This is a genomic window from Thioalkalivibrio sp. ALR17-21 (assembly GCF_000420185.1).
In the GTDB taxonomy this organism is placed as follows: Bacteria; Pseudomonadota; Gammaproteobacteria; order Ectothiorhodospirales; family Ectothiorhodospiraceae; genus Thioalkalivibrio; species Thioalkalivibrio halophilus.
This window is the reverse complement of sequence record NZ_ATUL01000003.1, coordinates 157,159-181,553: the sequence shown is the minus strand read 5'-3', so window position 1 is coordinate 181,553 and position 24,395 is coordinate 157,159. Positions and strand designations below refer to the sequence as shown.

Genomic DNA, 24,395 nt, shown 5'->3' with positions numbered 1-24,395 from the left:
GCGCTCTCTCGCGAGCGCGCCGCGAGGTCCTTTCTTGTGTGAACAAGAAAGGACCCAAAGAAGTCACCCCGACTGCCGCATCCCGGTCCGCTGACGCGGCCCGGGATTCCCTCGCTCCGAGGCCGGGCGCGGGCGGCGCTGAACTCGCGAAGCTGCGCTTCGCTCAGACAAGCAGCGCCTTTTCTCCCGCACCCGACCTCTGCGCTCGGTGCGGCAAACGGGGCCGCCGGCCCACCGCCCGTTCCTTTTCCGCCAGGCGGGCAGGCCGCGGCTGTGAACGGCCCGGCCGAGAACAGGATCGTTGGCGACCGATCATGCCGGATCGGCGAGAGGGCTCGCCTCCCACAGCCACCTTTGCACACCCGGCACCGGGAGGGTGCCCGGGTAGGGCCATGGGCATGCCCTGCCGAGCCGCATGACCTTCTTCCATCAGGGCTTGGGGGTGGGTCCGGCCCCTGCCCGCACGCGATTCCTTTGCAAGGATGGACGGAAATGAGCTCTGCGAAGGGCCCGTACCAAAGCTTGAACCCGTTGGTGCACCGGGCCGCCCTTGCATCAGGAACCAGGAAACGCACGATTCGAGCGCCCCGCGATGAAGCGGGCCGGGACCCGGGCACCAATGGCCGGAACGCCTCCGGTTTACCCCCTCCCGTTGCGAGCCCCTTGCGGAGGGTGCCTCGCGCCGGAAACAAGGCGCCGGATGTCTGAGCGAAGCGCAGCTTCGCGAGTTCGGCGCCGCCGGCGCGAGGTGCCCGGAGCAAGGTTCCCGGGCGAGCTCCGGGTGCCCTTCTTTGGGTCCTTTCTTGGGCAAGCAAGAAAGGACCTCGCGGCGCGCTCGCGAGAGAGCGCACCCCCCGGCGGCAGCCGAAAGCCCCGGACTCCGCAGCGCCAGCTCAAGACCCCGCGGCAGCGGTCAAGCACGGGCATGGCCGTTCAGCCGCCACTCAGGCAGCCCCGGCACGATAGACTGACAGGGCCGCCCCGGCGGCCATCGTGTTCCATCCGACAGGGATTGCCGCCATGACCATGACCCGATCCGTTGCCCGCTTCGCCCTGGTTTCCGCCGTGCTGGGCCTGGCCCTGATGCTGGCCGCCTGTGCCCCGCGCATCTACGGCGTGCCGGAGGAACACTGGGAGCAGATGAGCGAATCCGAACGCCTGGAGGCGATGCGCGCCTGGGAGTCGGTGCAGAAGGAGCGCGAACAGACCCGGCGCGAGCAGCAGAAGATCGAGGCGCGCGAGCGGGCGGAACGCCAGGCGCGCATCGACCGCATACACCGCGGCGAGGAGGGGCACTTCGGTGACCTGATCCGCGTGAGCCTGGAGCGCGGGCGGATGCGCATCGGCGGCCGCGAACGGCGCTATGCCCCGCTGGCCTTCACCCTGGCGGATGGCGAGACACGCACGGTGGAGGTCCACGGCGAACGACGTTCGGGGGAGATGAAGGTCGCCTACCGCGAAGGTCTGCTGCTGCTGGATTTGCCGTCCCGTGGCCGCAACGAGTACGGCGCGGCCCGCCTGCCGTGGCGCTCCGGCTGGCGCCGGGGCGAGACCCGCCGGGTGGATTCCGACGGGCCGCTGGAGCTGCGCAACGTGCATGTGCACGTGGAGGCGGTGCCCCTGCCCGGGCATGGCGCCCGCCGGTTCTGAACATGCGGGCCGGCCCGGTCCTGTTCGCCTGCAAGCAGGCTCCCACAGGCATCGGGGCAACCCTGGCCGTTCGCCTGCAAGCAGGCTCCTGATATGGATCGCATCGCCACTAGGGTCTTTTTTGCCGCAGATAGTGGCCGATCCCGAAGACATCATGGATTGCGATGCGATCCATGGGGTCTACAGGCGTCGTAGGAGCGTCCCTGGCCGCGAATCAGCGAATCAGTACCCCGGACCCGGTACCCGGTGGGCCGGCACCGGGTCGCCGACATGCTCGGCGGTGCGCAGGCGCCGGCTCTTTTCCACCATGCGCCAGCAGGAGCGGTTGTTGTTGTAGCGCGAGACATGCTGCAGCGGGACCCACAGCACGGCGTGCGATTCGTGGCTGCCGGGGATCTCCAGACGGTCGTCGATTTCCACCAGAAAGCGCACGTCGATGTGATCGTGCTGCGGGAACTCGGGGCTGCCGGGGATGGTGTGGATATCCAGATCGAAGACGTCTTCGGCGACCAGACGGATGTGCTCGCGCGCCAGCCCGGTCTCCTCGTGCACCTCGCGCAGGGCCACCTGCAGGATGTCGGCCTGACCGTCCGCGTGGCCGCCGGGCTGGAACCAGCGGTTGTGCTTGCCGTGCAGCAGCATCAGCGCCCGCTCGCGGTCGGGGCTGAGCACCCAGGCGGAACCGGTAACATGCGCCGGCAGCAGATCGCAGTTGAAGCAGTCGGGGTGCCGACGGACGAAATCCAGCGCGCGGCGGCGAAAGCCCGCCTCCTCGATGAACGGGGCCTGGTGACGTTGCAGCAGATGCAGCAGCTGTTCGCGATGCATGGCGCTCAGGTTCCCGCAGGGCGTTCCAGGGCGGCGCTGGCGGCGCGCGCGGCTTCGTCGATGTCGGCCTCGCTGCCGGCCAGGATCAGACGGCCGAAGGCCCCCACCGCACTGACGTCGATCAGGGTCACGTGCGCGGCCTTCAGCGCCTGGTTGGCGGCATAGATGATGTAGCCCGCCGGCTCGGCCTCGAGGATGAACATGCTCTGTTCCGGCAGAATCATCGAACCGCGACGGTTCTGGCGGTTGATCAGCACCGTGTGGTCGGGCGACATCCCGCGGATGATCTCCTGCCACGGGATGTTGCACTGCTGGCGGTCGGAGACCTCGGCCCCCATGCGCGAGAGCAGCACGCGCCCGGCCTCCTGCACGTCGGAGTCGTCGCGCTGGTGCACCACCATGGAGCCGTATTCGCGTTCCACCACCTGCTGCGACAGGTGCACGCGGGTGGACTTGAGCGCGATGTCGGTCAGGCGGTGCACGGCCATGCCCGGCGAGACCTCCACCCACAGGCAGGAGTCTCCCGGCACCGGCGGGAATCCCTGCGAGACGGTCGCCATGTAGGCCGCCAGCTGCGGCTGCAGGGAGTCCATGTAGACGTAGGTACGGAGCTTGATCATCGATTTCGTCGGGAAGGTCGCCGGGGCCGGCCGCAGGGGGCGTATTCTGGACTGCGGGGCGACGCCGATCAAATCCGCGGGCACGCGGTCACCGAGAACGAATGATAAGCTTCGCGCCATCATCCGGAACCCAGCCCGAATACCATGTCGCAAGCCGATGACCCCGCAGACCTGCTGACCGCTCTCGAAAACGACCCCGACATCGACCTGGCGGAGATCCTCCGGCGCCTGGTCGAATGGCTGCGCCCGAAGGATCCGCAGAACGTCGCTCCGGTCATCGCGCGCCTGGAGTCCCTGGTGCTGGCCCTGCAGGAGCGGCCGGCCCTGCGCGAGCGGCTGCGCCAGCGGCTGGAAAGTGGCCTGGAGGATGCGCGCCACCTGACCCTGTATACCGGGGCCGGTCTGTTCTCGCGGCGCGGGTTCTTCCGCGAGGCCGCGGAACTGCTGTACGAGCGCATCAACCCGTCGCCGATGGACCGCGCAGACCTGCGCGACGTGCTCTATCACGTATTCCACGATCCGGACGACGCGGTCTGGGTGGCACGCCTGCCGGACGATGCCTGGCTGCGCCTGCTGAGCGCGCTGGGCTGCCTCTCCGGCGAGCATCCCGCAGTCGTCGACCGGGCCCGCGAGGAGATCCTCTACGCCCTGGAAATGCTCTCGATCTGGATCGCGGCAGAGGAGCTGGAACCCGAACTCCTGCGTCTGGATCCGTCGATCGCCGAGCGCAATTCGGCCTTCGTGGCGCAGGAACGCGAGATCGCGGCCTACGTGCGCGAGTACCGCGCCTGGCTGCAGGACCCGACCCGCGAGCGCCGTGACGACCGCCATGCGCGGGTCCTGCTGGAGCAGTGCGCCGAGCAGATCGAGAAGCTGCGCACGCTGTCGCACAGCCGTGGCAACAGCCTGTCGCTGACGCACCTGCTGGAGCGGCTGAACCAGACGCTGGCGCGCATCCACAAGCTGCTGGATCTGCTCGAGCCCGAAGACGCCGCGACCACCCGGGCCAGCGGCGTCGGCCTGTTCCGCGAGCTGGTGACCACCAGCGCCCGGCGCCACGGCGTGCGCGCCCTTTGGCAGGACAACATCCGCCAGGTCTCGCGCAGCGTGACCCAGCACGTCTCCGACACCGGGGAGAAATACATCACCCGGGGACGCCAGGAATACTTCGGCATGCTCGGGTCCGGCGCCGGAGCCGGGGTCATCATCGCGTTGATGGCCCTGATCAAGATCCAGATCGGCCACCTCGGACTGTCGGAAGGCTGGTACGCATTCTGGTCCAGCCTCAACTACGGCCTGGGCTTCGTACTGATCCACATGCTGCACCTCACGGTGGCCACCAAACAGCCCGCGATGACCGCGGCGCGCATGGCCGCGGCCATTGAACAGACCGAACGCGGCACCGCCGACCCGTCGAAACTGGCCGATCTGCTGGTCCGGGTGGGACGTTCGCAGTTCGCCGCCATCCTCGGCAACGTGGGCGTGGCGCTGCCGATGGCCCTGTTCATCGGCCTGTTCGCGCTGTCGGTCTTCGAACAGCCGGTGCTGGACAGCACGAAGGCCGGCTATCTGCTGGACGGTCTGCGCCCGGTCGCCGGGCTGGCCCTGCTGTTCGCGGCCATCGCCGGGGTGTGGCTGTTCGTCTCCGGGCTGGTGGCCGGCTGGCTGGACAACCGCTGCGCCTATCTCGACCTGCCCGGGCGCCTGCGCGAACACCCGCTGCTGCGGCGCCTGCTGCCGCAGCGGGCGCGCCACGGCCTGGCGAACTGGGTCGGCTACCACTATGGCGCCGTGCTCGGCAACATGGTGTTCGGGGCCCTGCTGGGGGCGACCGGCTATGTCGGTTATCTCACCGGGCTGCCGCTGGATATCCAGCACGTGGCGTTCGCGTCGGCCAATCTGGGCTACGTCACGGTGACCGAGGGACTCGCCCTGACCACGTTCGGGCTGTTCCTGGCGTTCGTGCTGCTGATCGGCGCGATCAACCTGTGGGTGAGCTTCGGCCTGGCACTGTACGTGGCGCTGCGCGCCCGCGGCGTGCGCATCGGCTCCCCGGCGCGGCTGCTGCGCGCTTACGGCCGCCACCTGCGGCGCCACCCGGCGGAATTCCTGCTACCACCCCCGCGCTCGCGCGACTGAGCTATCCTCGGGGCATGAGCGATTCGAAGCGCCTGGACGAACTGGTCGCGCGCACCCAGCGCGAGCGTCAGGAGCGCGAGCGCGGCTACCGCGAGCGCGCCCTGGGCATGTACCCCTGGGTCTGCGGACGCTGCGGACGCGAGTTCACCCGCGCCAACGTGCACGAACTCACGGTCCACCACCGCGACCACAACCACGATAACAACCCGCCGGATGGCAGCAACTGGGAACTGCTGTGCCTGTACTGCCACGACAACGAACACCAGCGCCATGGCGAGGCGCGCGCGGCGGGGCCGTCCGCCGGGGGGACCGGCGCTGCGGCGTCCGGGGGCGCCACCTGGAACCCCTTCGCCGACCTCGCCGAACGTCTGAAGGACCCGGGCAAGGACTGAACCGGGCCGCCCCGCGCCTCCCGGGCGATCACTCCGGCGTAGCGCGCGCCACGCCCCGCAGCAGCCGGCCGAGGATATCGCTGCCACTGAGGATGCGCCGGTGCTCCCCCCACAGCAGGATCACGTCCTCGCCCAGCACGGTGTCCCCCTCGTGCGCCGGACGCACGCGAAAATGCGGGATCAATCCGCCCAGCCGCCGGTTGCCGTCGCGCACCACCACCGGATGCAGGCAATGGTGCAGCGGATCGAATCTCTCGGGCGCGAACAGGGCCTCGCGGGTGAAATCCGCAGCGCGCAGCACCCGGCGTGGCTCGCCGGTCGAGTCGGTGAGGATGACCCAGGAGCAGGCCGCCCGGTTGATGCTGCGCAGGAACGGGTCGTCCACCCGCGGTTCGATGTGCGGAAACCGCGGCCGGTCCCCGTCGAACTCCAGAGTCAGGATGCTGGCCGGATCCACCGGCTCGCCCTCGTGGCGCACGGCGATGTCATCCAGCTCGAGAAAGTTCCGCGCCCCGCGCCCTTCCACCCGCGCGATCTCGCTCTCGCCCGAACGCATGTGCAGATCCAGCACCTGGTGCAGGTCGCGTTCCGGGAAATAGCGGATCTCCTCCCCGCCCAGCCAGCGGTCCAGTACCCAGGCCGTAGGCCGCGCGACCGGATACATCAGGAACTGATAGAAACGCAGTACCGGGTACAGCACCGAGGCCACGCGCAGGGCGTGGCGGGAAAAGTACGACTGCGGGATGATCTCGGCGAAGATGGTGATCACCACCGTGGAGAACAGGAACGCCGCCACGCCGCCCATCACCGAGCCGGAGAGCAGCGCCAGCAGCACGTTGACGCCCACGTTGCCCCACAGGATGGTCACCAGCGCGAAGTTGGAATCCTCGCGCAGGTGCAGGACCCGCTGCGCCCGGGCGTCCCCCTTGCTGGCCTCCACCTTGAGTTCCAGCTTGCTGCGGGCGAACAGCCCCAGGTTGAGTCCCGAAAGGATCGCCGACTGCGACAGGCACAGCAGCACGCCGATCCAGGTCAGCGCGGTCGTCATCCTCGCCCCCGGCGGTCGCTTGATACCGCCAGTATCCCACACCCGGACGGCCCTGCGATCCGGCGCCCGCCGGACTGTACCCGCCGCGCCCGGCGGTGTAGCGTATGCGGCGATCAAAGGAGGGGCCGCCAGAGCACAAAAAAGCCGCGCGGTCCGTTCAGGGGGAAAACATGCAAAAGCATCCGGATTGGCGGGACACCTGGCCGATCTATCTGCGCTATACGGCGCTGGCCGTGGCGATCGTCGCCGTGCTGGCGGTAGTCCAGGTGCGCTTCGTCTACGCGGTCGAAGGCTTCCCGCCGCAGCTGTTCGTCATCCCGTCGGCGGTCGGGCTGCTGTTCGGCATCATGCTCGCGCGCATCCGCGTGCTCGCGTCGCACACCCACGTGCTGCGTGCCTTCGCGGCGGTGACGGCCGGGACCCGCGAGCCGGAAGCGGAGGACGACGCCCGCGCCTTCCACCGTCTTCTGGAGGCCGCAGCCGGCGAGCTGGACAGTGACGAGATCGCGCTGTTCCGGCAAGGCGACACGGGCATCGAGCGTCTGGCCCACTGGGCGCGCGATCCGCAGCGCCCGGCCTGTCTGATCGAGGAGCGGGCCACCGCGCTGTGCACGCGCGGCGTCGTAGAACCGGTTCCCCGGAGCGTCCCCGGACAGGAACTGGAGCTGCCGGCGGCCGGACGGGTGGACCTCGTGCGAGTGCCGATCGATCTCCCGGAGCCCGTGGTCCTGGCCGCCTGTCGCCGCGGCCACCGCACCCGCCGCCCGCCCGACCCGGTGGTCCGCGGCTTCCTCGGGCTGTGTGCCGAATGGCTGGGCATGCGCCTGGAACGCCGGCATCAGCAGGCGATCATCGAAGAGCAGCGTGCCCGCCACGCGCGTGAACAGCGCCGCGCGCAGACCACCCTGGCCTCCATTGGCGACGGCGTGCTGACCGTGGACACCACCGGTCGGATCGACTACGCCAATCCGATGGCCGCCCGACTGCTGCACCAGCCGGTCGAAGAACTGACCGAACAGCCGCTCGAACGGGTGCTGCAGCTGGAAGACGAAAACACTGGCCGCCCCCTGGACCCGCTGCCCCCCGGGGCCGCCCCCCCGGCCAGCGAGCGCGGCGCCGGCGCCGACGAGCAGGTCCTCCGGCGCTCCGACGGGACCCGCCTGCCGGTCCAGCTGACCGTCACCCCGGTGCAGGACACCGACGGCACTGCACGCGGGCACGTCATCGTCCTGCGCGACGTGTCCGAAGTCCGCGACGCCCTGCAGCACATGGCCTACTACAGTTCGCACGACGACCTGACCGGCCTGATCAACCGGCGACGTTTCGAGCGGCTGATCGAGGATGCCCTGCACGGCGCCCGCAGCGACGGACGCCCGCATGTGCTGTGCTATCTCGATCTCGACCAGTTCAAGCTGATTAACGACACCCGCGGCCACCAGGCCGGCGACGAGATGCTGCGCCAGATCGCGGGCATGCTGCGCAGCATCATGCGGCCGCAGGACCACCTCGCGCGTCTGGGCGGCGACGAATTCGGCATCCTGATGCAGGACTGCGACATCGAGCAGGGCAGCCAGATGGCCGTGGGCATCGCCAGCGAGATCGCCGGCATGCGCTTCTTCTGGGAAGACAACGTCTTTGCCCTGTCGGCCAGCCTGGGCGTCGTGCCGGTGGACGGCGAATCGGAGTCCACCCAGCAGCTGCTGCGCCACGCCGACACCGCCTGCTACGCGGCCAAGGATTCGGGACGCAATCAGGTCCGCGTCTACACCCCGCAGGATGTCGATCTGGCCGATCGCGCAGGCGAGATGCACTGGGTCAGCCGCATCCCCCAGGCGATCGAACGCGGGGAATTCGAACTCTGGGCTCAGCCGGTGCTCGCACTGGGCGACGGACCACCCGCCTACCAGGAGCTCCTGCTCCGGCTGCGCGACGAACACGGCAACCCGGTTCCCCCGGGGACCTTCATCCCGGCGGCCGAGCGATACGATCTGATGTGCCAGCTGGATCGCTGGGTGGTGGAAACCGCACTGGAATGGATGCAGGACTGCCAGGCCCGCGGGGCCGAACTGCCGGTCATCGGGATCAACATCTCCGGCACCGCCCTCAACAGCGAGGCCTTCCCCGAGTTCCTGCTGGAACGGGTACGCTCGGCCGGCATTCCCGGCCACCGCCTGTGCTTCGAGATCACCGAAACCGCCGCCGTCGGCAACCTGACCCGCACCGCCCGGTTCATGCAGGAGCTGCGTGGCGAAGGCTGCCTGTTCGCGCTGGACGATTTCGGCAGCGGCCTGTCCTCCTTCGCCTACCTGAAGAACCTGCCGGTGGACTTTCTCAAGGTGGACGGCAGCTTCGTCAAGGACATCGAGCACGACCCCATCGACCTCGCCATGGTACGCGCCATCCATGACATCAGCGGCATCGTCGGCCTGACCACCATCGCCGAACATGTCGAGAACGAACATATCGGCAACCACCTGCGCGCCCTGGGCATCCCCTACGGCCAGGGCTACGGCCTGGCCATGCCCGCCCCTCTGGCCGCCTGTACGCCGACGCAGGCCCCGGCCTCGGTCGAGTGATCCGGATCACGCACGCGGCGAACTCACCACCCGAAGGACCGTGCCGGCATCTACACTCCTGAGTTGGGCCGACCCGCGGGCCCGGGATGCGCCCCGGGCCACCGCTGGCACCCGCCACGTCAATCTACGGGAGGAAATGCATGAACAACGTCTGGATCGTGGTTGCCGATGCCGCCCGCGCGCGCATCCTGAGTTGTGAAGGCCGGGCCTGCAGCAACATGCAGGATGTCGAGGCCCTCAGTCACAGCGAATCCCGGGCCCACAATCAGGACCTGGTCTCCGACCGGCCCGGACGCAGCTGGGGCAGCACGGGCGGGGATGGCCGCCATGCGATGCAGGACCCCACCGATCCCGGTGTTCAGGAACGCGACCGTTTCGCCCGTCAGCTCGCCGAGCGCCTGCGCGAGGCTCACCACGCGGGCAGTTTTCAGCATCTGGTGATCGTGGCCGCGCCCTCCTTCCTGGGTGCCCTGCGCGAACTCCTGGACCGGCAGGTGGCCCAGACGGTTACCGCGGAGATCGCCAAGAACGTCACCAAGGTCGAGAAGCCCGCCGACCTGCGCAAGCACCTCCCGGACTTCCTGTACTGAGCCGGTCCACGCATCCCGCCGCCCCCGTCCCGGGGGCGGCTCACCACACCAGCATCAGCAGCCCGGCGCTGGTACACACCACCAGCACGGGGATGATCGTCTCGCGGATCACCTGCCCCTCGCGGGCTTCCAGCCCCGCCGCCCCGGCGGCCATCGCAATGTTCTGCAGCGAAATCATGTTGCCCACGCCGGCGCCGATCAGCTGCAGGGCCAGGATCGACGGGACCGCCAGCCCCAGCGCCTTCGCGGTATCCACCTGCAGCCCGGTGAACAGCAGGTTGGAGACCGTGGCACTGCCGGTCATGAACGAGCCCAGGGCACCGACGAAGGCACTGAACAGCACGAAGCCTCCGCCCAGCAGTTCCGCCAGCCCCTGCCCCAGGACCTGCGGCATGGACGGCAGCCCGGCACCGTTGTCCGCGGAGATCAGCAGCAGCTGGGTCAGGCTGATGATGAACACCAGAACGATCGCCGCGATGCGTACCCGCTGCCAGGTCGCCACGGCCGCCCCGCCCAGGGTCGCGCGATCCACGCGGAACAGAAACATCGCGGTGATCAGGGCCAGCAGAAAATAGAAATACGGAGTGAACAGCGGCTGCAGGGTCTGATCCGGGCTGACGCCCGGGAGCCCGGCAAATCCGATCTCCACTCCCGCCAGCCATTCACGCAGGGGCGCCACCGTACGCGACAGGATCAGGGCCACGGCCATCACGAAAAAGGGAACCAGACCACGTAACACCCCGCGCGTATCCACGGGGTCGGCCGCCTCGCGACCGCCGCGCACCGGCAGCAACCAGCTGCGGTGCGCCGCCCAGGCAATCAGGGCCATGGCAGTCACCCCGCCAATGATCGCCGGCAGTTCCGGCCCCACCAGCCAGGCCACCAGGAAATACGGCAGGCCAAAGGCCAGCCCCGAGAACACCGCGAACGGGATGAACTCGCGAAAACGGCCCTTCTCCTCGCCGAGGGTCGCGACCCAGGCAATGAACACCGTGATGAACACCCCCAGGGTCCCGTGGATCGCCGCCGTCTGGAACACCGCCTGCCCGATGGTGTCCTCGCTCAGCCCCAGCCCGGAAAAGCCGATCACCACCGGGGTCCCCGCGGCCCCGAACGGCACCGCGGTGGAATTGCCGATCAGGGCGATGGCCACCGCCTTCAACGGGGGCAGGCCGAAATACACCAGCAGCGGCGCAGCCAGCACCGCCGGAGTCCCGAAACCGGCGATCCCCTCGACAAAGCCGACCAGGCCCCAGCCCAGCAGCATCGCCAGGACCCGGCGGTCGTCCGAGATCCGCGCGATCGCGCACTGGATAGTGTCGAGGTGGCCGGTCCGGATCAGGACATTCAGCATCAGCAGTGCCACGGTGATGATCAGCATCACCTCCAGGAACACGACCCCGGCATTGGCCAGACTGGTCGCCACCACCATTCCCGGCAACTGCCAGACGAACAGCCCGATCAGCAGCGTGGCCAGCCACGCCAGCGGCGCGGCCTCGTACGCCGGCCGGCGCAGGAACACCAGGAGCACGAACAGCAGTGCGAACGGAACCAGCGTTACCCAGAACAGCGTCATGTCCTCTCCCGCGGACGGCCTGCGCAAAGCCCCGAGGGTACACGGATCCGGCGTAGCCGCGCAGACCCGGCCGCCCGACACCCCGAACACCCGATGATTATGAGCCGAATCACTGTCAACGGTGTCCGCATCCCGTATCCTTGCATCACGACATTCTCACTCTCAAATCCGTGGCCCGGAGCAACGAATGGCACACATGGAATGGACCAGCGATCTCGACACCGGGATCGAGGTCATCGACAACCAGCACAAGCGCATCGTTGACTACATCAACGAGCTCCACCACGCGATCGAGAACAGCGATCGCGACGAGGTGGGTGACGTCATCAACCAGTTAATCGACTACACCCAGTCGCACTTCACCTTCGAAGAAGAAATGATGGAGGAGGCCGGCTACCCGTTCCTGCGCGCTCACCAGCGGGTGCACGGCCTGTTCATCCGGCGGGTGGAAACCTTCAAGGAACAGTTCGAGAACGGCGAGGACATCGCCCGCGAACTGCACACCGTCCTCAAGACCTGGCTGGTCAATCACATCAAGCACGACGACGCCGATTACGCCGAGCTCGTGCGCCAGCACACCGGGGCCGACACGGCCCACAACCGGGGACTGTTCAGCAAGCTCTTCGGCCGCTGAACGCCCCGGTTTCTCCCGTGTGGCGGAGGAGGGCCGCCGCGCTGAGGGCACGGGATACCGATAAAACCACAGGAGATGGAGCCATGCCGTACGTTCACTGGTCGGACGATCTGGATACGGGGATCCCGGTCATCGACAACCAGCACAAGCGCATCGTCGAATACATCAACCGCCTGTGCGAAGCCGTCGAGGGCCAGGCGACACGTGAGCAGGTTCACGAAGTGCTCGATCAGGTGGTGGATTACACCCTGACCCACTTCGCCTTCGAGGAGGAGATGCTGGAGATCGTGGAATACCCCGACCTGGAGCAGCATCGTAAGTCGCACGAGGCTTTCAGCCAGCGGATCCGTCAGTATCAGCAGGATTTCGCCGAAGGCCACGACGTAGCCAGCGAGCTCGGCGAGACCCTGCGGGACTGGCTGATGAATCACATCCGCAAGGATGACCATGAATACGGGCACATGGTCCGCGACTGGATGCACGCCCACGCACCCAACGGCGTCCTGCAGGACTGAGAAGGCGGGACCGGCGGCCCGGTGGTGCCGGGCCGCCCCGCGTTGACGCACCCGCCGGCGGCGCCTAGTATCCCGGGACTCCGCCCTGCCCGGATGGCCCCGATGACCTACTGTGTCGCCATCGATCTGGACGACGGTCTGGTGTTCGCCTCCGATTCGCGCACCAATGCCGGCGTCGACCAGGTCAGCACCTACTCCAAGATGCACACCTTCGAGATCGAAGGTCAGCGCCTGTTCGTGGTCCTCGCCGCCGGCAACCTCGCCACCACCCAGGCCGTGGTCAATCGCCTGCAGCGGGAAATGGAGGAAGCCGGCCAGGAAGGGGCCGCCGAACCGAACCTCGCGACCGTCGCCCACATGTCGGAGGCGGCGGAATACCTCGGCCGCATCAACCGCGAGGAGCAGGAGAAGCATTCCGAGGCGCTGTCGAAGTCGGGGATGAAGGCGGACGCCACCCTGATCATTGGTGGCCAGATCGCCGGCGAGCCCCCGGCAATCTACCTAGTCTACCCGCAGGGTAACTACATCACCACCTCGCAGCACACCCGCTTTCTGCAGATCGGCGAGAGCAAATACGGCAAGCCGATCCTCGACCGCATCATCGAGGCCGAGACCCCGCTGGGCAACGCGGCGCGCTGCGCGCTGGTCTCCATCGATTCAACGGTGCGCTCCAACCTCACCGTAGGGCCGCCGATCGAGGTTCTGGTGTACGAGCGCGACACCCTGGAGATGGACCACTACCTCTGCCTGGAGGCCGAGGACGAATACCTGCGCTCACTGACCCATGCCTGGGACGAGAACGTCAAGAAGGCCTTCACCGACCTGCCTCGCTTCGACTGGGAACACCGCCACGGACGCAAGGACCGCGGCACCCGCGTGAGTCGCCGGGCGAAGAAGAAGTCCTGAAGCGCCCGGGCCGTCTCAGGCGACATCCGGCGCGGGAGCGTTTTCCGGAAACTGGAACCAGGTCCGCACATTGGCCCCGTGCAGCTCGGCCACGTCCTGCTGCAGCGTCTCCAGAAATTCATGCAGGGTGTCCTCGCCGATCAGCTCGTCGATATCCGCGTTAAGGGCGTGGCGGCGCGCCTGGGTGACCAGACGCAGCGGCATCTCGTTGCGCGGCAACCGCTCCAGCGCCGCCTGGACCTCGGTCAGGGCGTGCGCCACCGCCCGGGGGAATGCGGTGTCCTGCAGCAGAAAACGCACGACATCCGGCCCGTTGATACGCCGCCTCACGTGCAGCCGGTACATCTGAAACCCGCCCTCCGAACGCAGGATGGAGGTCCACAGCAGCCCCTCGTAGGGCCGGGCCGTCTCGTCGTCTTCACGCTTGAGCAGCCTGAGGGCGCCCACGTCGACCTGGCGGGTGGTCATGTCCGCGCGTTCCAGGTTGCGCCCCAGACGGATGAAATCGTAGGCCGCATCGTGGCTCATGCTGCCCGCCAACAGGCCAGTAAGCATCTGGCAGCGTTCGATCACCTCGGACAGAAATTCGAAACGGCCGCGCTTGGTGATGCCCTGGTCGATGTGATCACGCGCGAACAGGAACAGCTCGTTCATCACCTCCCAGGCCTCGGAGGGCACCAGGTCGCGCGTGGTACGGACGTTCTCGCGCGCCTTGCGCAGCGACGACAGCACCGCCCCCGGGTTGTCGGCATCCGCCAGCAGGAACTTCACGCAGTTGCGCTCGTCCTCGCGCTGGTAATGCGCCTCGAATTCGGCGTCGTGGCCGGTGACCGACACCAGCCCCCGCCACGACAGCTGCGCCGATTTCGGCATGTCCAGCGCCAGCAGGCTGAAGGCCCGGACCATGCGTGCGGTGTTCTCGGCGCGCTCGACATAGCGCGCCATCCAGTACACCCGTTCTGCCACTCGCGAGAGCATCTCAGTCCTCCTCGTCCACGATCCAGGTGTCCTTGCTGCCGCCGCCCTGCGACGAGTTCACCACCAGCGAACCCTTGCGCATCGCGACCCGCGTGAGGCCACCGGCGGTCACGTCGGTGCGCACCCCCTGCAGGATGAAGGGCCGCAGGTCCAGATGGCGAGGCTCGATCGCTTCGCCACACAGCGTGGGCGCCACGGACAGATCCAGCGTGGGCTGGGCGATGTAGTTGCGCGGATCCTTGCGAATCAGCCTGGCGAACTCGGTGCGCTGCTTCTTGGTGGCGTGGGGACCCACCAGCATGCCGTAGCCGCCCGATTCGTTGGCGGGCTTCACCACCAGCTCGTCCAGGTGCTCCAGCACGTACTTGCGATGCTCCTCGTCGGAGCACAACCAGGTCGGCACATTGGGAATGATCGGGTCCTGATCGAGGTAATAACGGATCACCTCGGGGATGAAGGCGTACATCACCTTGTCGTCCGCCACGCCCGCCCCCGGCGCATTCGCCAGGCCGACATTGCCCTTGCGCCAGGCGCGCATCAGGCCGGGGACCCCCAGCAGCGAATCGGGGTTGAAGGCTTCGGGGTCGAGGAAAGCGTCGTCGATGCGGCGGTAGATCACATCCACCCGTTCGGGGCCGTCGATGGTGCGCATGTACACGCAGTCGTCGTCGCCCACCATCAGGTCGGCGCCTTCCACCAGTTCCGCCCCCATGCGCTGGGCGAGAAAGGAATGCTCGAAGTAGGCGGAGTTGTAAATCCCCGGGGTCAGCACCGCGATCTCCGGGTAGTCCTGCGGGCGCGGCGAGATCGAGGCCAGCATGTCGAACAGCTGCGCCGGGTATTCGTCGACCGGCAGGATCGAACTGTTCTGGAACAGCTCGGGCAGGACCCGCTTGGTGACCTGGCGATTCTCCAGCATGTAGGAAACCCCGGAGGGTACCCGCAGGTTGTCCTCCAGCACGTGAAACTGGCCGTCACCCGCACGCACCAGGTCGCTGCCGCAAATATGCGCCCAGACCCCGTGCGGCGGGTGGATGCCGACGCATTGCTCGCGAAAGTTGCGCGACTGTTCCAGCACGTAGCGCGGGATCACCCCGTCGCGGAAGATGCGCTGTTCGTTGTAGATGTCGTCGATCAGCAGATTGAGCGCGGTCATCCGCTGCTCCAGCCCGGCCGCGACCCGCTCCCATTCGCGCCGCGGGATCACCCGGGGAATGATGTCGAACGGCCACGCGCGGTCGATGTTCTCGCCCTCGCTGTACACCGTAAAGCTGATGCCCATCTCGAGGATCGCACTGTCGGCCGCCTGCTTGCGCCCCTGCAGTTCGTCGTCGTCCAGCGTGGCGAGGTATTCCGCCACGGCGCGGGCCGCGGGCCGTGGCTGCCCCGGGCCTTCCATCAATTCATCGAAAAACGGGGCGGAATCGTAATGCTTCCAGTCGATGGGCATCCGGCGGGGCTCCTCTGCTCGGCGGCGTCGCAGCCCACAGCATACGTCCGCCCGCCACCGGGCGGGAAGCCCCGCGTGCAGGAGGCCAGCCCCCTGGCCGATTTGACGTCCGGGCAATCCCCGGCGCCGGATCGGCCAGAGGGCCGGCCTCCTACGCGCGGATGCAATCGTGGGAGGCCAGCCTCCTGGCCGATCGCGGCCCGACGAGCCACCGGGGCCGAATCGGCCGGAGGGCCGGCCTCCTACGCGCGGGTGTCGAAACGGTGGATCAGGGATCTCAGCTCGCCGGCCAGGCGTTCCATGTCGGCGCTGGCCTCGCGCGCGTGTTCCGCCACAGTCCCGGTTTCGGCGGCCACGTCGTGGATGGACGTGACGTTGCGGTTGATCTCTTCGGAGACCGAGCTCTGCTCCTCCACCGCCGTGGCGATCTGGGTGTTCATCTCGGTAATGCGCCCCACCGCCTCGCGGATGCGCCCCAGCGACTCGCCGGCCGACTGCGCCTGTTGCACGCCGTGCGCAGCCTGTTCCTGGCTTGCGCGCATCGCACTGACCGCCTCGCGCGAACCGTTCTGCAAGGTCTCGATCATCTGGCGAATGGTCACCGTGGATTCATCGGTGCGCTGCGACAGCCGCCGGACCTCGTCGGCCACCACCGCGAAACCGCGTCCGTGCTCGCCGGCACGCGCCGCCTCGATGGCCGCGTTCAGGGCCAGCAGGTTGGTCTGTTCGGCGATCTCGCGGATCACGCCGAGGATGTTGTCGATCTCCGCAGCGTCGGTCTCCAGCCGGTTGAGCTTCTCTGCGGTGGTCTCGACCTCGCGCGCCATGCGATTGATCGCTTCCACGGTGGCGTTCACCACCTCCTCCCCGGAACGGGTCTCCTGCTCGGCGTGATGGGCGCTGTCCGCGGCCTGCGCCGAGTTCTGCGCCATCTCCTGGATGGTCGAGGTCATCTCGTTCATCGCCGTGGCGACCTGATCGATCTCGCCCTGCTGGCGGGTGACCCCGCTGGCGGTCTGCTCCACCGCACCCGCCATGCTCCGGGCGCCGTCGCTTACCGCCCCCGACTGCTCCTCGATGCGGTCGAGCACGGTGAACAGCCGCGCCTCGTGGAAGCGCTGGAACAGCTCCAGCGTCGCCGAACCGTCGCGCCGGCCGCAGTAGATGGTCTCCATCGCCGGGTTGTCGAAGATCCGCCGCAGTCCCCGCATGGTGCGCTGCAGCGGCTGCATCAGCCCGACCGTGGCCGCGCCCCCCAGGGCGAACACCAGGGCCAGACCCAGCCCCTGGGCCAGTACTCCCCAGGGCGCCAGCAGGACTCCCAGCGCCAGCGCAAAGCCGAGACCCCAGACACCCAGCAGCCGGAACAGCAGGCTGTCCCAGAGGTGGCGCCGGAACTGGCGCCCGCGCTTCATCGCGGCATAGACCTTCTCCGCGCGCTCTACATACTCGCGCGACGGCACCCGACGAACCGATTCGTAGCCCACCTTCTGGCCGTTCTCGTAGGCCGGGGTCACGAAGGCATCCACCCAGTAGTGGTCGCCGTCCTTGCGCCGATTCTTGACGATGCCCATCCACGCACGGTCCGACTGCAGCGTGGCCCACATGTCGGCATAGGCCGCCTCCGGCATGTCGGGATGGCGCACGATGTTGTGAGCCGACCCGTTCAGCTCGTCCCAGTCGAAACCGCTGACACGCACGAAGGCGTCATTGGCGTTGCGGATCCGGCCCTTCAGGTCGGTGGACGAGATCAGGTCCTCGCCCTCGTTGAGGGTGTATTCGGTCCCCGTGACGGGAAGGTTTTCGCGCATACTGCTCGGTCTCCGCGGGCGCGCCGGCCGGCGCGCCCCTTGCTCATCGCGTGAGTGTCGTTTTACGGGATAACGGCCGCCGCCCGGGCGGCTTGAGCTTCAGCGCCGTGCCGCCGCCAGCAGCCGGGCAAAGCCGTCGAAGGTCCGGGGATCCAGCGCCAGCGCCGGCGAGCGCCGGTCGGCGTAGATCATCCCGATGCAGCGCCCGTGCTCCCGCACCGGCGCCAGCAGGCAGTCCACGCCGCCGGTCAGCCCGGCCACTGCCCCGGGCAGCGGGGTGTCGGGATAATCGCGCGACCACCAGACAGGATCGGTCTGCTCCAGTACCGCGCCCATGGCGCCCAGGTCATGGCGGCCGATGCCGAAATGGCTGAACTCCGGCTCGTGCAGAGTACCGACGAGATCGGCCGCATGCAGCCAGTCGCCGTCATGCGCCAGCTCCGCGAACACCACCCGGTTGAGCCCCAGACCGAACTGGCAGGCACGCAACAGGCGCCGCAGGCGCACGCGCCGGTCAGGCTCGCGCTGCAGCGCGAGCTCGCCGCTGACCGCGATGTCGCCGCGCGGCAACAGGCCCAGTGGCACCGGCGAGCAGCCCTCCCGCCAGACGCGCGCGATCACCGCGGGATCCAGGGCGTCCATGGCATACAGCCAGGCGTCCCGGTTGAAGCCCTCCATCAGCCGGCCGAGCCGGTCCGCCGCCGCCTTGTCGGGCTCGCCCAGCAACCCCGCCAGCAGGCGCAGATCGCGGTCCTCGCGCAGGGTGTCCATGCCGTGGAAGATCTGGCCGGCCACCGCCGAAGCCACCATCACCTCCATGGCCCGCGGGTGAGCGGCGTTCTCTGCGCGCAGGGTACCGCGTACCAGCTCCGGCAGGTGCATGTGCTCGGCCATTCCGCGCGACAGATCGTCGGTGGCATAGCCCAGAGCCACGTAACTGGCCTCGTCGGGCAGCGCCCGCAGCTGCAGCATCGAGCGCAGCCCCGGCAGTTCCGGCGCGTCGGTCATTTCCAGCGCCAGCATGCCGAGGTCGTTCAACAGGGCGGCCAGCCCCAGCTCGCCCGGTTCACTGTCGTGGCGCACCCGTCCCAGTTCCTCCACGATCAGCGCCGCCAGGCGCGCCTGGGCCGCTCGCCGCCGGTACGGCTGCGGGTCCGGGAGGATGTCTTCCACCCTTGGTGCGCGTTCGATCTCCTCGTGCACCGCCCGCAGGCCCAGCATGGCGATCGCGTCCGGTACCGAATGCACCTCCTGCTTGAGGCCCGGACGCGGGGCGTTGGCCCGCAGGATCAGCCGCAGCGCCAGCCCCGGATCGCGCTCGGCATACAGCCCCACCTCGCGCAGCGAGCGGTTGACCAGGGCGTCGGTGTCGGCGAAAACCGCCTCGCTGGACCCCAGTACCGGCCAGTCCGTCTCTGCCAGGCTGCGTGCCCGCCCGGCATAGGGCGCCGTTTCATCCAGGGCCATTGCTGTACCTCGCCTGCGGTTCTCGATTAAGGTTGGCGGGCCGACTATAGCAACGCAGGACCTGCGCGCGTGAAGTTCATCCTCGGTTTTCTCGTCGTACTGGGCGCCGTCTTCGGGGGCTACGTGGCCCACGGCGGCGACATCTTCATCATCTGGCAGCCCTACGAATACATCATCATCGGCGGCGCCGCGCTGGGCGCGTTCCTGATCGCCAACCCGCCGCACGTGGTGATGACGGTCTTCAAGTCCATCCCCAAACTGATGCAGGGGCGCAAATATGCGCAGGCCGACTACCTCGACCTGCTGGCGCTGATGTACAAGCTGTTCGTCAAGGCCCGCAAAGAGGGCCTGATGGCGGTCGAAGTCGACATCGACGATCCGGAAAACAGCGAGCTCTTCCAGGCCCACCCGCGGGTGCTGAAGAATCACCATGCCGTCGAATTCATCACCGACTACCTCCGGCTGATCATCTCCGGCTCGATGAACCCCCACGAACTCGACGCCCTGATGGACGTGGATCTGGAGACCCACCACGAAGAGGTGGAGCGCCCCAGCCATGCGGTGAACAAGGTGGCGGATGCCCTGCCCGGCTTCGGCATCGTTGCGGCCATCCTCGGCATCATCAACACCATGGGCGCGATCGGCGGCGACATCGAGACCATCGGCATGAACGTGGCCGCCGCGCTGGTCGGCAGTTTCCTCGGGATCCTGCTGGCCTACGGCTTCGTCGGCCCTACCGCCTCCGCGCTGGAGGCCCGCTCGCACGAGGACACCAAGTACATGCAGTGCATCAAGGCCTGCATCCTCGCCAACGTGCAGGGGTACAGCCCGCAGGTCTCGGTGGAATTCGGCCGCAAGACCATGGAAAGCGACGTGCGTCCCGGCTTCTCCGAACTCGAGGAACACGTGAAGGCGGCCTGAGGCCGGCCGGACACCGCTCATGGGCGTCGAGGACAAGACCCAGCCGATCATCGTCAAGAAGAAGGTGGTCCAGGGCGGCCACCACGGCGGTTCGTGGAAGGTCGCCTTCGCCGACTTCGCCCTGGCGATGATGGCCTTCTTCCTGCTGCTTTGGCTGCTGGCCGCGCTGGAGGCGGACGAACGCGCCGCGCTGTCGGAGTACTTCCAGAACCCGTCGGCGTTCGAGGGCGAGGCCATGGCCCCGTCGCAGGCCATCGGCGACGGCACCGGCGCCGACCCGTCGATCATCGATTTCGAGGGCCTCCCGGACCGTCACGACGCCCCGCCGGAGCCCGTACCGGACGATGCCGATGACGAGACCCTGCTGGAACGCGACCGCGAGCGCCTGGAATCGCTGCAGGAAGCGCTGGAAGAAGCCATCGACCGCAGTCAGGCCCTGGAGCCGTTCAAGGACCAGCTGCTGATGGACATCACCCCGGAAGGCCTGCGCATCCAGATCATCGACGCCGAGAACCGGCCGATGTTCGCCACCGCCAGCGCGCGGCCGCTGGAGCATGCCAGCGGCATCCTGCGCGAGCTCGCGGGGCTGATCAACGAGGTCCCCAACCGGATCTCGATCACCGGCCACACCGATGCCCGCCCGCTGCAGCGCGAGGACTACACCAACTGGGAACTGTCCACCGACCGCGCCAACGCCGCGCGGCGCGAGCTGATCGCCGGCGGCACCGAGCCGGAACAGATCGCGCGCGTGGTGGGCCTGTCCGACACCGTCCCCTTCGACCGGGACAACCCCGAGGCCGCGGTGAACCGGCGCATCACCCTGATCGTCCTCAACCAGGAGGCGGAGGAAGCGATGCGCGAGGGGATCGAGACCGAGGGCACGCCGCCAGCGGATGCGCTGGACGCCCCGGAGGACTGACCCCGCACGCGACCTTCAGCGCAGGAACAGCGAATAGGCCGGGTTGCCGGTCTCCTCGTGCCACGGGTAGCCGACTTCCTCGAGGAATTCCCGGAAGCGCTTGCGATCCTCCTTCGGGATCTGCATCCCTACCAGCACCCGGCCATGGGCCGACCCGTGGTTGCGATAGTGGAACAGCGAGATGTTCCAGGTCTCGCCCATGTGGTTGAGGAAGTTCAGCAGAGCGCCCGGGCGCTCCGGGAACTCGAAGCGATACAGCCGCTCGTGGCGCACCTCGCCACCGTGCCCCCCCACCATGTGCCGCAGATGCAGCTTCGCCACCTCGTTCTCGGTCATGTCGAGAACCTCGTAGCCGCGCTCGCGCAGGGTCGTCAGGATCGCCTCGCGCTCGGCGTCCCCGCCTTCCAGCTTGACCCCGGCAAAGACATGTGCGGTGCTGTCGTCGGCGTAGCGGTAGTTGAATTCGGTAATGCCCCGCTTGCCCACCGCTTCGCAGAACTCGCGAAAGCTGCCGGGCCGTTCGGGGATGGTCACCGCGAACAGGGCCTCGCGGTGTTCGCCGATCTCGGCGCGCTCGGCCACGTGGCGCAGGCGGTCGAAATTGATGTTGGCGCCGCTGAGCACCGCGGCCAGATGCGCCCCGCGCAGCCCCTCGCGCTGGGCATACTGCTTCATGCCCGCCACCGCCAGGGCCCCGGCCGGCTCGGCCACCACGCGGGTATCGTCAAAGATGTCCTTGATCGCCGCGCAGATGGAATCGGTATCCACCAGCAGGACCTCGTCCACCAGCTCGCGGGTCAGGCGGAAGGTCTCCTTGCCCACCTGACGCACCGCGGCGCCGTCGGCAAAGATCCCCACCTGCTTCAGGCTGACCCGCCGATTCTGCTGCAGGGCCTTGTACATCGACGGTGCATCATCCGGCTCCACCCCGATCACCCGGATCTCCGGGCGCAGGCGCTTGATATAGGCCGCCATGCCCGAGACCAGTCCGCCCCCGCCGATGCACACGAACACCGCATCGAGAGGCCCGGGCTGCTGACGCAGCAGCTCCATGGCCACGGTGCCCTGCCCGGCGATCACGTCCGGATCATCGAACGGGTGGATGAAGGTATAGCCGTGCTCGGCCTCCAGCTCGCGGGCATGCGCGGCGGCCTCGTCGAAGGAATCGCCGAACAGCACCGCCTCGCCGCCGAAGCGGCGTACCGCGTCCACCTTGATCTGCGGCGTGGTGACCGGCATCACGATGACCGCACGGATACCGCGATGGGTGGCCCCCAGCGCCACGCCCTGGGCGTGGTTGCCCGCCGAGGCCGCGATCACGCCCTTCGAGCGCTGCTCCTCCGAAAGCTGCGCGATCTTGTTGTAGGCGCCGCGCAGCTTGAACGAGAACACCGGCTGCAGGTCCTCGCGTTTGAGGCGGATATCACAGCCCAGCCGGTTCGACAGCGTGGGCATGGCATCCAGCGGTGTCTCGCGCGCCACGTCGTACACGCTGGAGGTGAGGATCTTCTCCAGATAGGGATAGTCTTTCATGGCTTCGCACGATAGCACGCTCACCCCACACCCTGTGAGCTCTTCGCGCTGCGCGGCGCTTGTCCCGTCAACGTCGGGATGGTTATGCTCGGCAGGTTATATCAAGAACATGCGAGACGAAGCGATGACTCAGGACGAAATGAAGAAGGCGGTGGCCGAAGCGGCCCTGTCGAAGATCGAGGACGGCTGGGTGGTCGGTGTCGGCACCGGATCGACCGCCAACTATTTCATTGATGCCCTGGCGGGCATGAAGAACCGCATCGACGGGGCCGTCGCCTCCAGCGAGGCGAGCGCGGAGCGCCTGCGCGGCCACGGAATCGAGGTCCTGGACCTGAATTCGGCCGGCCCGCTGCCGATCTACGTCGACGGCGCCGACGAGGCCACCACCCACCTGCACCTGACCAAGGGCGGTGGCGGCGCGCTGACCCGCGAGAAGATCGTGGCCGCGGCCTCCGAGACCTTTGTCTGCGTGGTCGACGACACCAAGATCGCGAACTATCTGGGCAACTTCCCGCTGCCGGTGGAGGTCATCCCGATGGCCCGCAGCCACGTGGCGCGCGCGCTGTCGAACCTGGGCGGCAATCCGGAACTGCGCGAAGGCTTCGTCACCGACAACGGGAACGTCATCCTCGACGTCCACAACCTGCGCATCATGAACCCGGTGGAGCTGGAGTCGGAGATCGATCACATCGCCGGGGTGGTGACCAACGGGCTGTTCGCGCGGCGCCCGGCCGACGTGATGCTGATCGGCAGCGAGAAGGGCGTGCGCGAACTGCACCACCACTGAGGCACGATGAACGAGACCGGCAAGTGGCTGATCATCATCGGCGGCGCGATCGTCCTGATCGGGCTGCTGTGGCCCTGGCTGGGAAAGATCCCCTGGGGGCGGCTCCCGGGGGACATCGTGATCGAACGCGGTGACAGCCGCTTCTACTTCCCGCTGACGACCATGATCATCGTCAGCATCGTGCTGTCACTGATCCTGAGCTTCTTCCGCCGCTGATCCCCGCTCTCAGCCCATCACCTCGTCGTAGAACGCCTCCATTCCGCCCTCGAGGAAGTAATAACGCTCGTCCTCGATGCCCAGCTCGCGCAGGCGATACTGCAGCCAGCGCACCTGCTGTCCGTGCTGGTCGAAGATCAGCAGGGTGTCGCCGTCCGCGGCGGCCGCCCGCAGGGCGTCGTCCAGGGCCGCCGGCTCATTCACCGGCATGACCCGCTCGCGTCCGCCGAACAGGGCGATGTCATCCTCGTCCCCGGCACCACTGATGTCGAGCAGCAGGCTGTCGTCTTCCTGGGCCCGGCGTGCGAACGTCTCTCCATCCAGCAACCGCGCCGCGAACGACGCGTCGGGGATCAGATCGTCGTCCTCGACCGCTTCGCCGAACAGGCGGGAGAAGCGCGGATAGCTCCGCGCCCAGTCGTTCATGCCGGCGTCATACGCCAGCACGGCATCAAGCCCGGCATCACTGGCCCGCGCCGCGGCACGGTACGCCCGATGGCTGTCGCGCCCGTTGCAGTAGAACACCAGCGGGCTGCCCTCGCGGGCTTCCAGGTCGCGGACACGCTCGTCGAAATCGGGGGCGTGCAGATTCACGTGATGGGCGTCGCGCATCCGCATCACGTCGAATTCCGCGCGCGGGCGCACGTCCACCAGGGTCGAGCCGCTGAACTGACCACGCAGGTCGAACAGTTCGATGGCCTCCACCCCGAAGCGTTCGTAAAGATGACGCCCCGGAAACTCCGCCAGCTGGGCCGAGACGATGACAGGGGTGGCCAGCAGGCCGGCGGCAAGGGCGAACACACCCGAACGAACAGCGAAATGACGAAAGCTCATGCGAT

22 protein-coding genes are annotated in these 24,395 nt (G+C 67.8%); 12 read left to right on the top strand and 10 right to left on the bottom strand.

All coding sequences use genetic code 11. The features are described from left to right. Nucleotides 1-1,020: 1,020 nt before the first annotated feature. Complete coding sequence (locus G020_RS0102760) at nt 1,021-1,650, top strand: hypothetical protein (protein WP_024328567.1); 630 nt, start codon at nt 1,021-1,023, stop codon at nt 1,648-1,650. Nucleotides 1,651-1,872: 222 nt separating this feature from the next. Here G020_RS0102760 and G020_RS0102755 read toward each other — a convergent pair whose 3' ends face one another. Together G020_RS0102755 and G020_RS0102750 are read right to left on the bottom strand one after the other, a co-directional pair. Further along, entirely contained in the window at nt 1,873-2,478 is a 606-nt protein-coding gene (locus G020_RS0102755) for an NUDIX hydrolase (protein ID WP_024328566.1), read from the bottom strand. A gap of 5 nt (nt 2,479-2,483) precedes the next feature. Continuing rightward, entirely contained in the window at nt 2,484-3,098 is a 615-nt protein-coding gene (locus tag G020_RS0102750) for a BMC domain-containing protein (RefSeq protein WP_018870039.1), read from the bottom strand. Between the two features lie 144 nt (nt 3,099-3,242). On the opposite strand from G020_RS0102750, the gene G020_RS0102745 reads away from it, so the two are divergent. Beyond that, entirely contained in the window at nt 3,243-5,237 is a 1,995-nt protein-coding gene (locus G020_RS0102745) for a site-specific recombinase (RefSeq protein ID WP_024328565.1), read from the top strand. A 14-nt stretch (nt 5,238-5,251) separates the two neighbouring features. After that, nucleotides 5,252-5,629: a YajD family HNH nuclease gene (locus G020_RS0102740; RefSeq protein ID WP_018946427.1), complete on the top strand. Its 378-nt coding sequence runs from the start codon at nt 5,252-5,254 to the stop codon at nt 5,627-5,629. A gap of 28 nt (nt 5,630-5,657) precedes the next feature. On the opposite strand, the gene G020_RS0102735 is transcribed toward G020_RS0102740, so the two are convergent. Then, nucleotides 5,658-6,677, bottom strand: a complete 1,020-nt coding sequence (locus G020_RS0102735) for a DUF21 domain-containing protein (RefSeq protein ID WP_018946428.1) — start codon at nt 6,675-6,677, stop codon at nt 5,658-5,660. A 170-nt stretch (nt 6,678-6,847) separates the two neighbouring features. Here G020_RS0102735 and G020_RS0102730 point away from each other — a divergent pair, with 170 nt between their 5' ends. Next, the gene (locus tag G020_RS0102730; RefSeq protein ID WP_024328564.1) at nt 6,848-9,253 is read left to right on the top strand and encodes an EAL domain-containing protein; all 2,406 of its coding nucleotides are present in this window, start codon (nt 6,848-6,850) and stop codon (nt 9,251-9,253) included. A gap of 140 nt (nt 9,254-9,393) precedes the next feature. Next, the gene (locus G020_RS0102725; protein WP_024328563.1) at nt 9,394-9,843 is read left to right on the top strand and encodes a host attachment protein; all 450 of its coding nucleotides are present in this window, start codon (nt 9,394-9,396) and stop codon (nt 9,841-9,843) included. A gap of 40 nt (nt 9,844-9,883) precedes the next feature. Here G020_RS0102725 and G020_RS0102720 read toward each other — a convergent pair whose 3' ends face one another. Continuing rightward, on the bottom strand, nt 9,884-11,419 hold the full coding sequence (locus G020_RS0102720) for an L-lactate permease (protein ID WP_024328562.1): 1,536 nt from the start codon (nt 11,417-11,419) through the stop codon (nt 9,884-9,886). A gap of 187 nt (nt 11,420-11,606) precedes the next feature. On the opposite strand from G020_RS0102720, the gene G020_RS0102715 reads away from it, so the two are divergent. The 3 genes from G020_RS0102715 to G020_RS0102705 all read left to right on the top strand — a co-directional run bounded on the left by G020_RS0102715 (nt 11,607) and on the right by G020_RS0102705 (nt 13,474). Then, nucleotides 11,607-12,053, top strand: a complete 447-nt coding sequence (locus G020_RS0102715; RefSeq protein ID WP_018870045.1) for a bacteriohemerythrin — start codon at nt 11,607-11,609, stop codon at nt 12,051-12,053. A gap of 83 nt (nt 12,054-12,136) precedes the next feature. Continuing rightward, the gene (locus G020_RS0102710) at nt 12,137-12,568 is read left to right on the top strand and encodes a bacteriohemerythrin (protein WP_024328561.1); all 432 of its coding nucleotides are present in this window, start codon (nt 12,137-12,139) and stop codon (nt 12,566-12,568) included. A 102-nt stretch (nt 12,569-12,670) separates the two neighbouring features. After that, on the top strand, nt 12,671-13,474 hold the full coding sequence (locus tag G020_RS0102705) for a proteasome-type protease (RefSeq protein WP_018946433.1): 804 nt from the start codon (nt 12,671-12,673) through the stop codon (nt 13,472-13,474). A gap of 15 nt (nt 13,475-13,489) precedes the next feature. On the opposite strand, the gene G020_RS0102700 is transcribed toward G020_RS0102705, so the two are convergent. The 4 genes from G020_RS0102700 to G020_RS0102685 all read right to left on the bottom strand — a co-directional run bounded on the left by G020_RS0102700 (nt 13,490) and on the right by G020_RS0102685 (nt 19,180). Beyond that, nucleotides 13,490-14,452, bottom strand: a complete 963-nt coding sequence (locus G020_RS0102700) for an alpha-E domain-containing protein (protein ID WP_024328560.1) — start codon at nt 14,450-14,452, stop codon at nt 13,490-13,492. A 1-nt stretch (nt 14,453) separates the two neighbouring features. Beyond that, nucleotides 14,454-15,902 (bottom strand): circularly permuted type 2 ATP-grasp protein, encoded by a 1,449-nt coding sequence (locus G020_RS0102695; RefSeq protein WP_018946435.1) that lies wholly within the window; start codon nt 15,900-15,902, stop codon nt 14,454-14,456. A 242-nt stretch (nt 15,903-16,144) separates the two neighbouring features. Further along, on the bottom strand, nt 16,145-17,713 hold the full coding sequence (locus G020_RS0102690) for a PAS domain-containing methyl-accepting chemotaxis protein (RefSeq protein ID WP_024328559.1): 1,569 nt from the start codon (nt 17,711-17,713) through the stop codon (nt 16,145-16,147). A 99-nt stretch (nt 17,714-17,812) separates the two neighbouring features. Continuing rightward, on the bottom strand, nt 17,813-19,180 hold the full coding sequence (locus tag G020_RS0102685; protein ID WP_024328558.1) for an HDOD domain-containing protein: 1,368 nt from the start codon (nt 19,178-19,180) through the stop codon (nt 17,813-17,815). A gap of 69 nt (nt 19,181-19,249) precedes the next feature. On the opposite strand from G020_RS0102685, the gene motA reads away from it, so the two are divergent. Continuing rightward, entirely contained in the window at nt 19,250-20,101 is an 852-nt protein-coding gene (gene motA / locus G020_RS0102680; RefSeq protein WP_024328557.1) for a flagellar motor stator protein MotA, read from the top strand. A gap of 19 nt (nt 20,102-20,120) precedes the next feature. Beyond that, entirely contained in the window at nt 20,121-21,020 is a 900-nt protein-coding gene (motB, locus tag G020_RS0102675) for a flagellar motor protein MotB (protein ID WP_024328556.1), read from the top strand. 15 nt (nt 21,021-21,035) lie between these two features. Here motB and ilvA read toward each other — a convergent pair whose 3' ends face one another. Beyond that, nucleotides 21,036-22,553, bottom strand: coding sequence for a threonine ammonia-lyase, biosynthetic (ilvA, locus tag G020_RS0102670; protein ID WP_024328555.1), 1,518 nt, complete (start codon nt 22,551-22,553; stop codon nt 21,036-21,038). A 124-nt stretch (nt 22,554-22,677) separates the two neighbouring features. On the opposite strand from ilvA, the gene rpiA reads away from it, so the two are divergent. Further along, on the top strand, nt 22,678-23,340 hold the full coding sequence (gene rpiA, locus G020_RS0102665) for a ribose-5-phosphate isomerase RpiA (RefSeq protein WP_024328554.1): 663 nt from the start codon (nt 22,678-22,680) through the stop codon (nt 23,338-23,340). 6 nt (nt 23,341-23,346) lie between these two features. Beyond that, a complete protein-coding gene (locus G020_RS0102660) occupies nt 23,347-23,556 on the top strand; it encodes a DUF2905 domain-containing protein (protein WP_018870056.1) in 210 nt (69 codons plus the stop codon). A 9-nt stretch (nt 23,557-23,565) separates the two neighbouring features. On the opposite strand, the gene G020_RS0102655 is transcribed toward G020_RS0102660, so the two are convergent. Then, nucleotides 23,566-24,390 carry a rhodanese-like domain-containing protein gene (locus G020_RS0102655; protein WP_018946442.1) on the bottom strand — a complete coding sequence of 275 codons (825 nt, stop codon included), beginning with the start codon at nt 24,388-24,390 and terminating at the stop codon, nt 23,566-23,568. Nucleotides 24,391-24,395 lie beyond the last annotated feature (5 nt).

Excerpts from the sequence above, each read along its gene's own strand:
- G020_RS0102760 (WP_024328567.1), top strand. The coding sequence starts at position 1,021 with ATGACCATGACCCGATCCGTTGCCCGCTTCGCCCTGGTTTCCGCCGTG.
- G020_RS0102755 (WP_024328566.1), bottom strand. The coding sequence starts at position 2,478 with ATGCATCGCGAACAGCTGCTGCATCTGCTGCAACGTCACCAGGCCCCG.
- G020_RS0102750 (WP_018870039.1), bottom strand. The coding sequence starts at position 3,098 with ATGATCAAGCTCCGTACCTACGTCTACATGGACTCCCTGCAGCCGCAG.
- G020_RS0102745 (WP_024328565.1), top strand. The coding sequence starts at position 3,243 with ATGTCGCAAGCCGATGACCCCGCAGACCTGCTGACCGCTCTCGAAAAC.
- G020_RS0102740 (WP_018946427.1), top strand. The coding sequence starts at position 5,252 with ATGAGCGATTCGAAGCGCCTGGACGAACTGGTCGCGCGCACCCAGCGC.
- G020_RS0102735 (WP_018946428.1), bottom strand. The coding sequence starts at position 6,677 with ATGACGACCGCGCTGACCTGGATCGGCGTGCTGCTGTGCCTGTCGCAG.
- G020_RS0102730 (WP_024328564.1), top strand. The coding sequence starts at position 6,848 with ATGCAAAAGCATCCGGATTGGCGGGACACCTGGCCGATCTATCTGCGC.
- G020_RS0102725 (WP_024328563.1), top strand. The coding sequence starts at position 9,394 with ATGAACAACGTCTGGATCGTGGTTGCCGATGCCGCCCGCGCGCGCATC.
- G020_RS0102720 (WP_024328562.1), bottom strand. The coding sequence starts at position 11,419 with ATGACGCTGTTCTGGGTAACGCTGGTTCCGTTCGCACTGCTGTTCGTG.
- G020_RS0102715 (WP_018870045.1), top strand. The coding sequence starts at position 11,607 with ATGGCACACATGGAATGGACCAGCGATCTCGACACCGGGATCGAGGTC.
- G020_RS0102710 (WP_024328561.1), top strand. The coding sequence starts at position 12,137 with ATGCCGTACGTTCACTGGTCGGACGATCTGGATACGGGGATCCCGGTC.
- G020_RS0102705 (WP_018946433.1), top strand. The coding sequence starts at position 12,671 with ATGACCTACTGTGTCGCCATCGATCTGGACGACGGTCTGGTGTTCGCC.
- G020_RS0102700 (WP_024328560.1), bottom strand. The coding sequence starts at position 14,452 with ATGCTCTCGCGAGTGGCAGAACGGGTGTACTGGATGGCGCGCTATGTC.
- G020_RS0102695 (WP_018946435.1), bottom strand. The coding sequence starts at position 15,902 with ATGCCCATCGACTGGAAGCATTACGATTCCGCCCCGTTTTTCGATGAA.
- G020_RS0102690 (WP_024328559.1), bottom strand. The coding sequence starts at position 17,713 with ATGCGCGAAAACCTTCCCGTCACGGGGACCGAATACACCCTCAACGAG.
- G020_RS0102685 (WP_024328558.1), bottom strand. The coding sequence starts at position 19,180 with ATGGCCCTGGATGAAACGGCGCCCTATGCCGGGCGGGCACGCAGCCTG.
- motB (WP_024328556.1), top strand. The coding sequence starts at position 20,121 with ATGGGCGTCGAGGACAAGACCCAGCCGATCATCGTCAAGAAGAAGGTG.
- ilvA (WP_024328555.1), bottom strand. The coding sequence starts at position 22,553 with ATGAAAGACTATCCCTATCTGGAGAAGATCCTCACCTCCAGCGTGTAC.
- rpiA (WP_024328554.1), top strand. The coding sequence starts at position 22,678 with ATGACTCAGGACGAAATGAAGAAGGCGGTGGCCGAAGCGGCCCTGTCG.
- G020_RS0102660 (WP_018870056.1), top strand. The coding sequence starts at position 23,347 with ATGAACGAGACCGGCAAGTGGCTGATCATCATCGGCGGCGCGATCGTC.
- G020_RS0102655 (WP_018946442.1), bottom strand. The coding sequence starts at position 24,390 with ATGAGCTTTCGTCATTTCGCTGTTCGTTCGGGTGTGTTCGCCCTTGCC.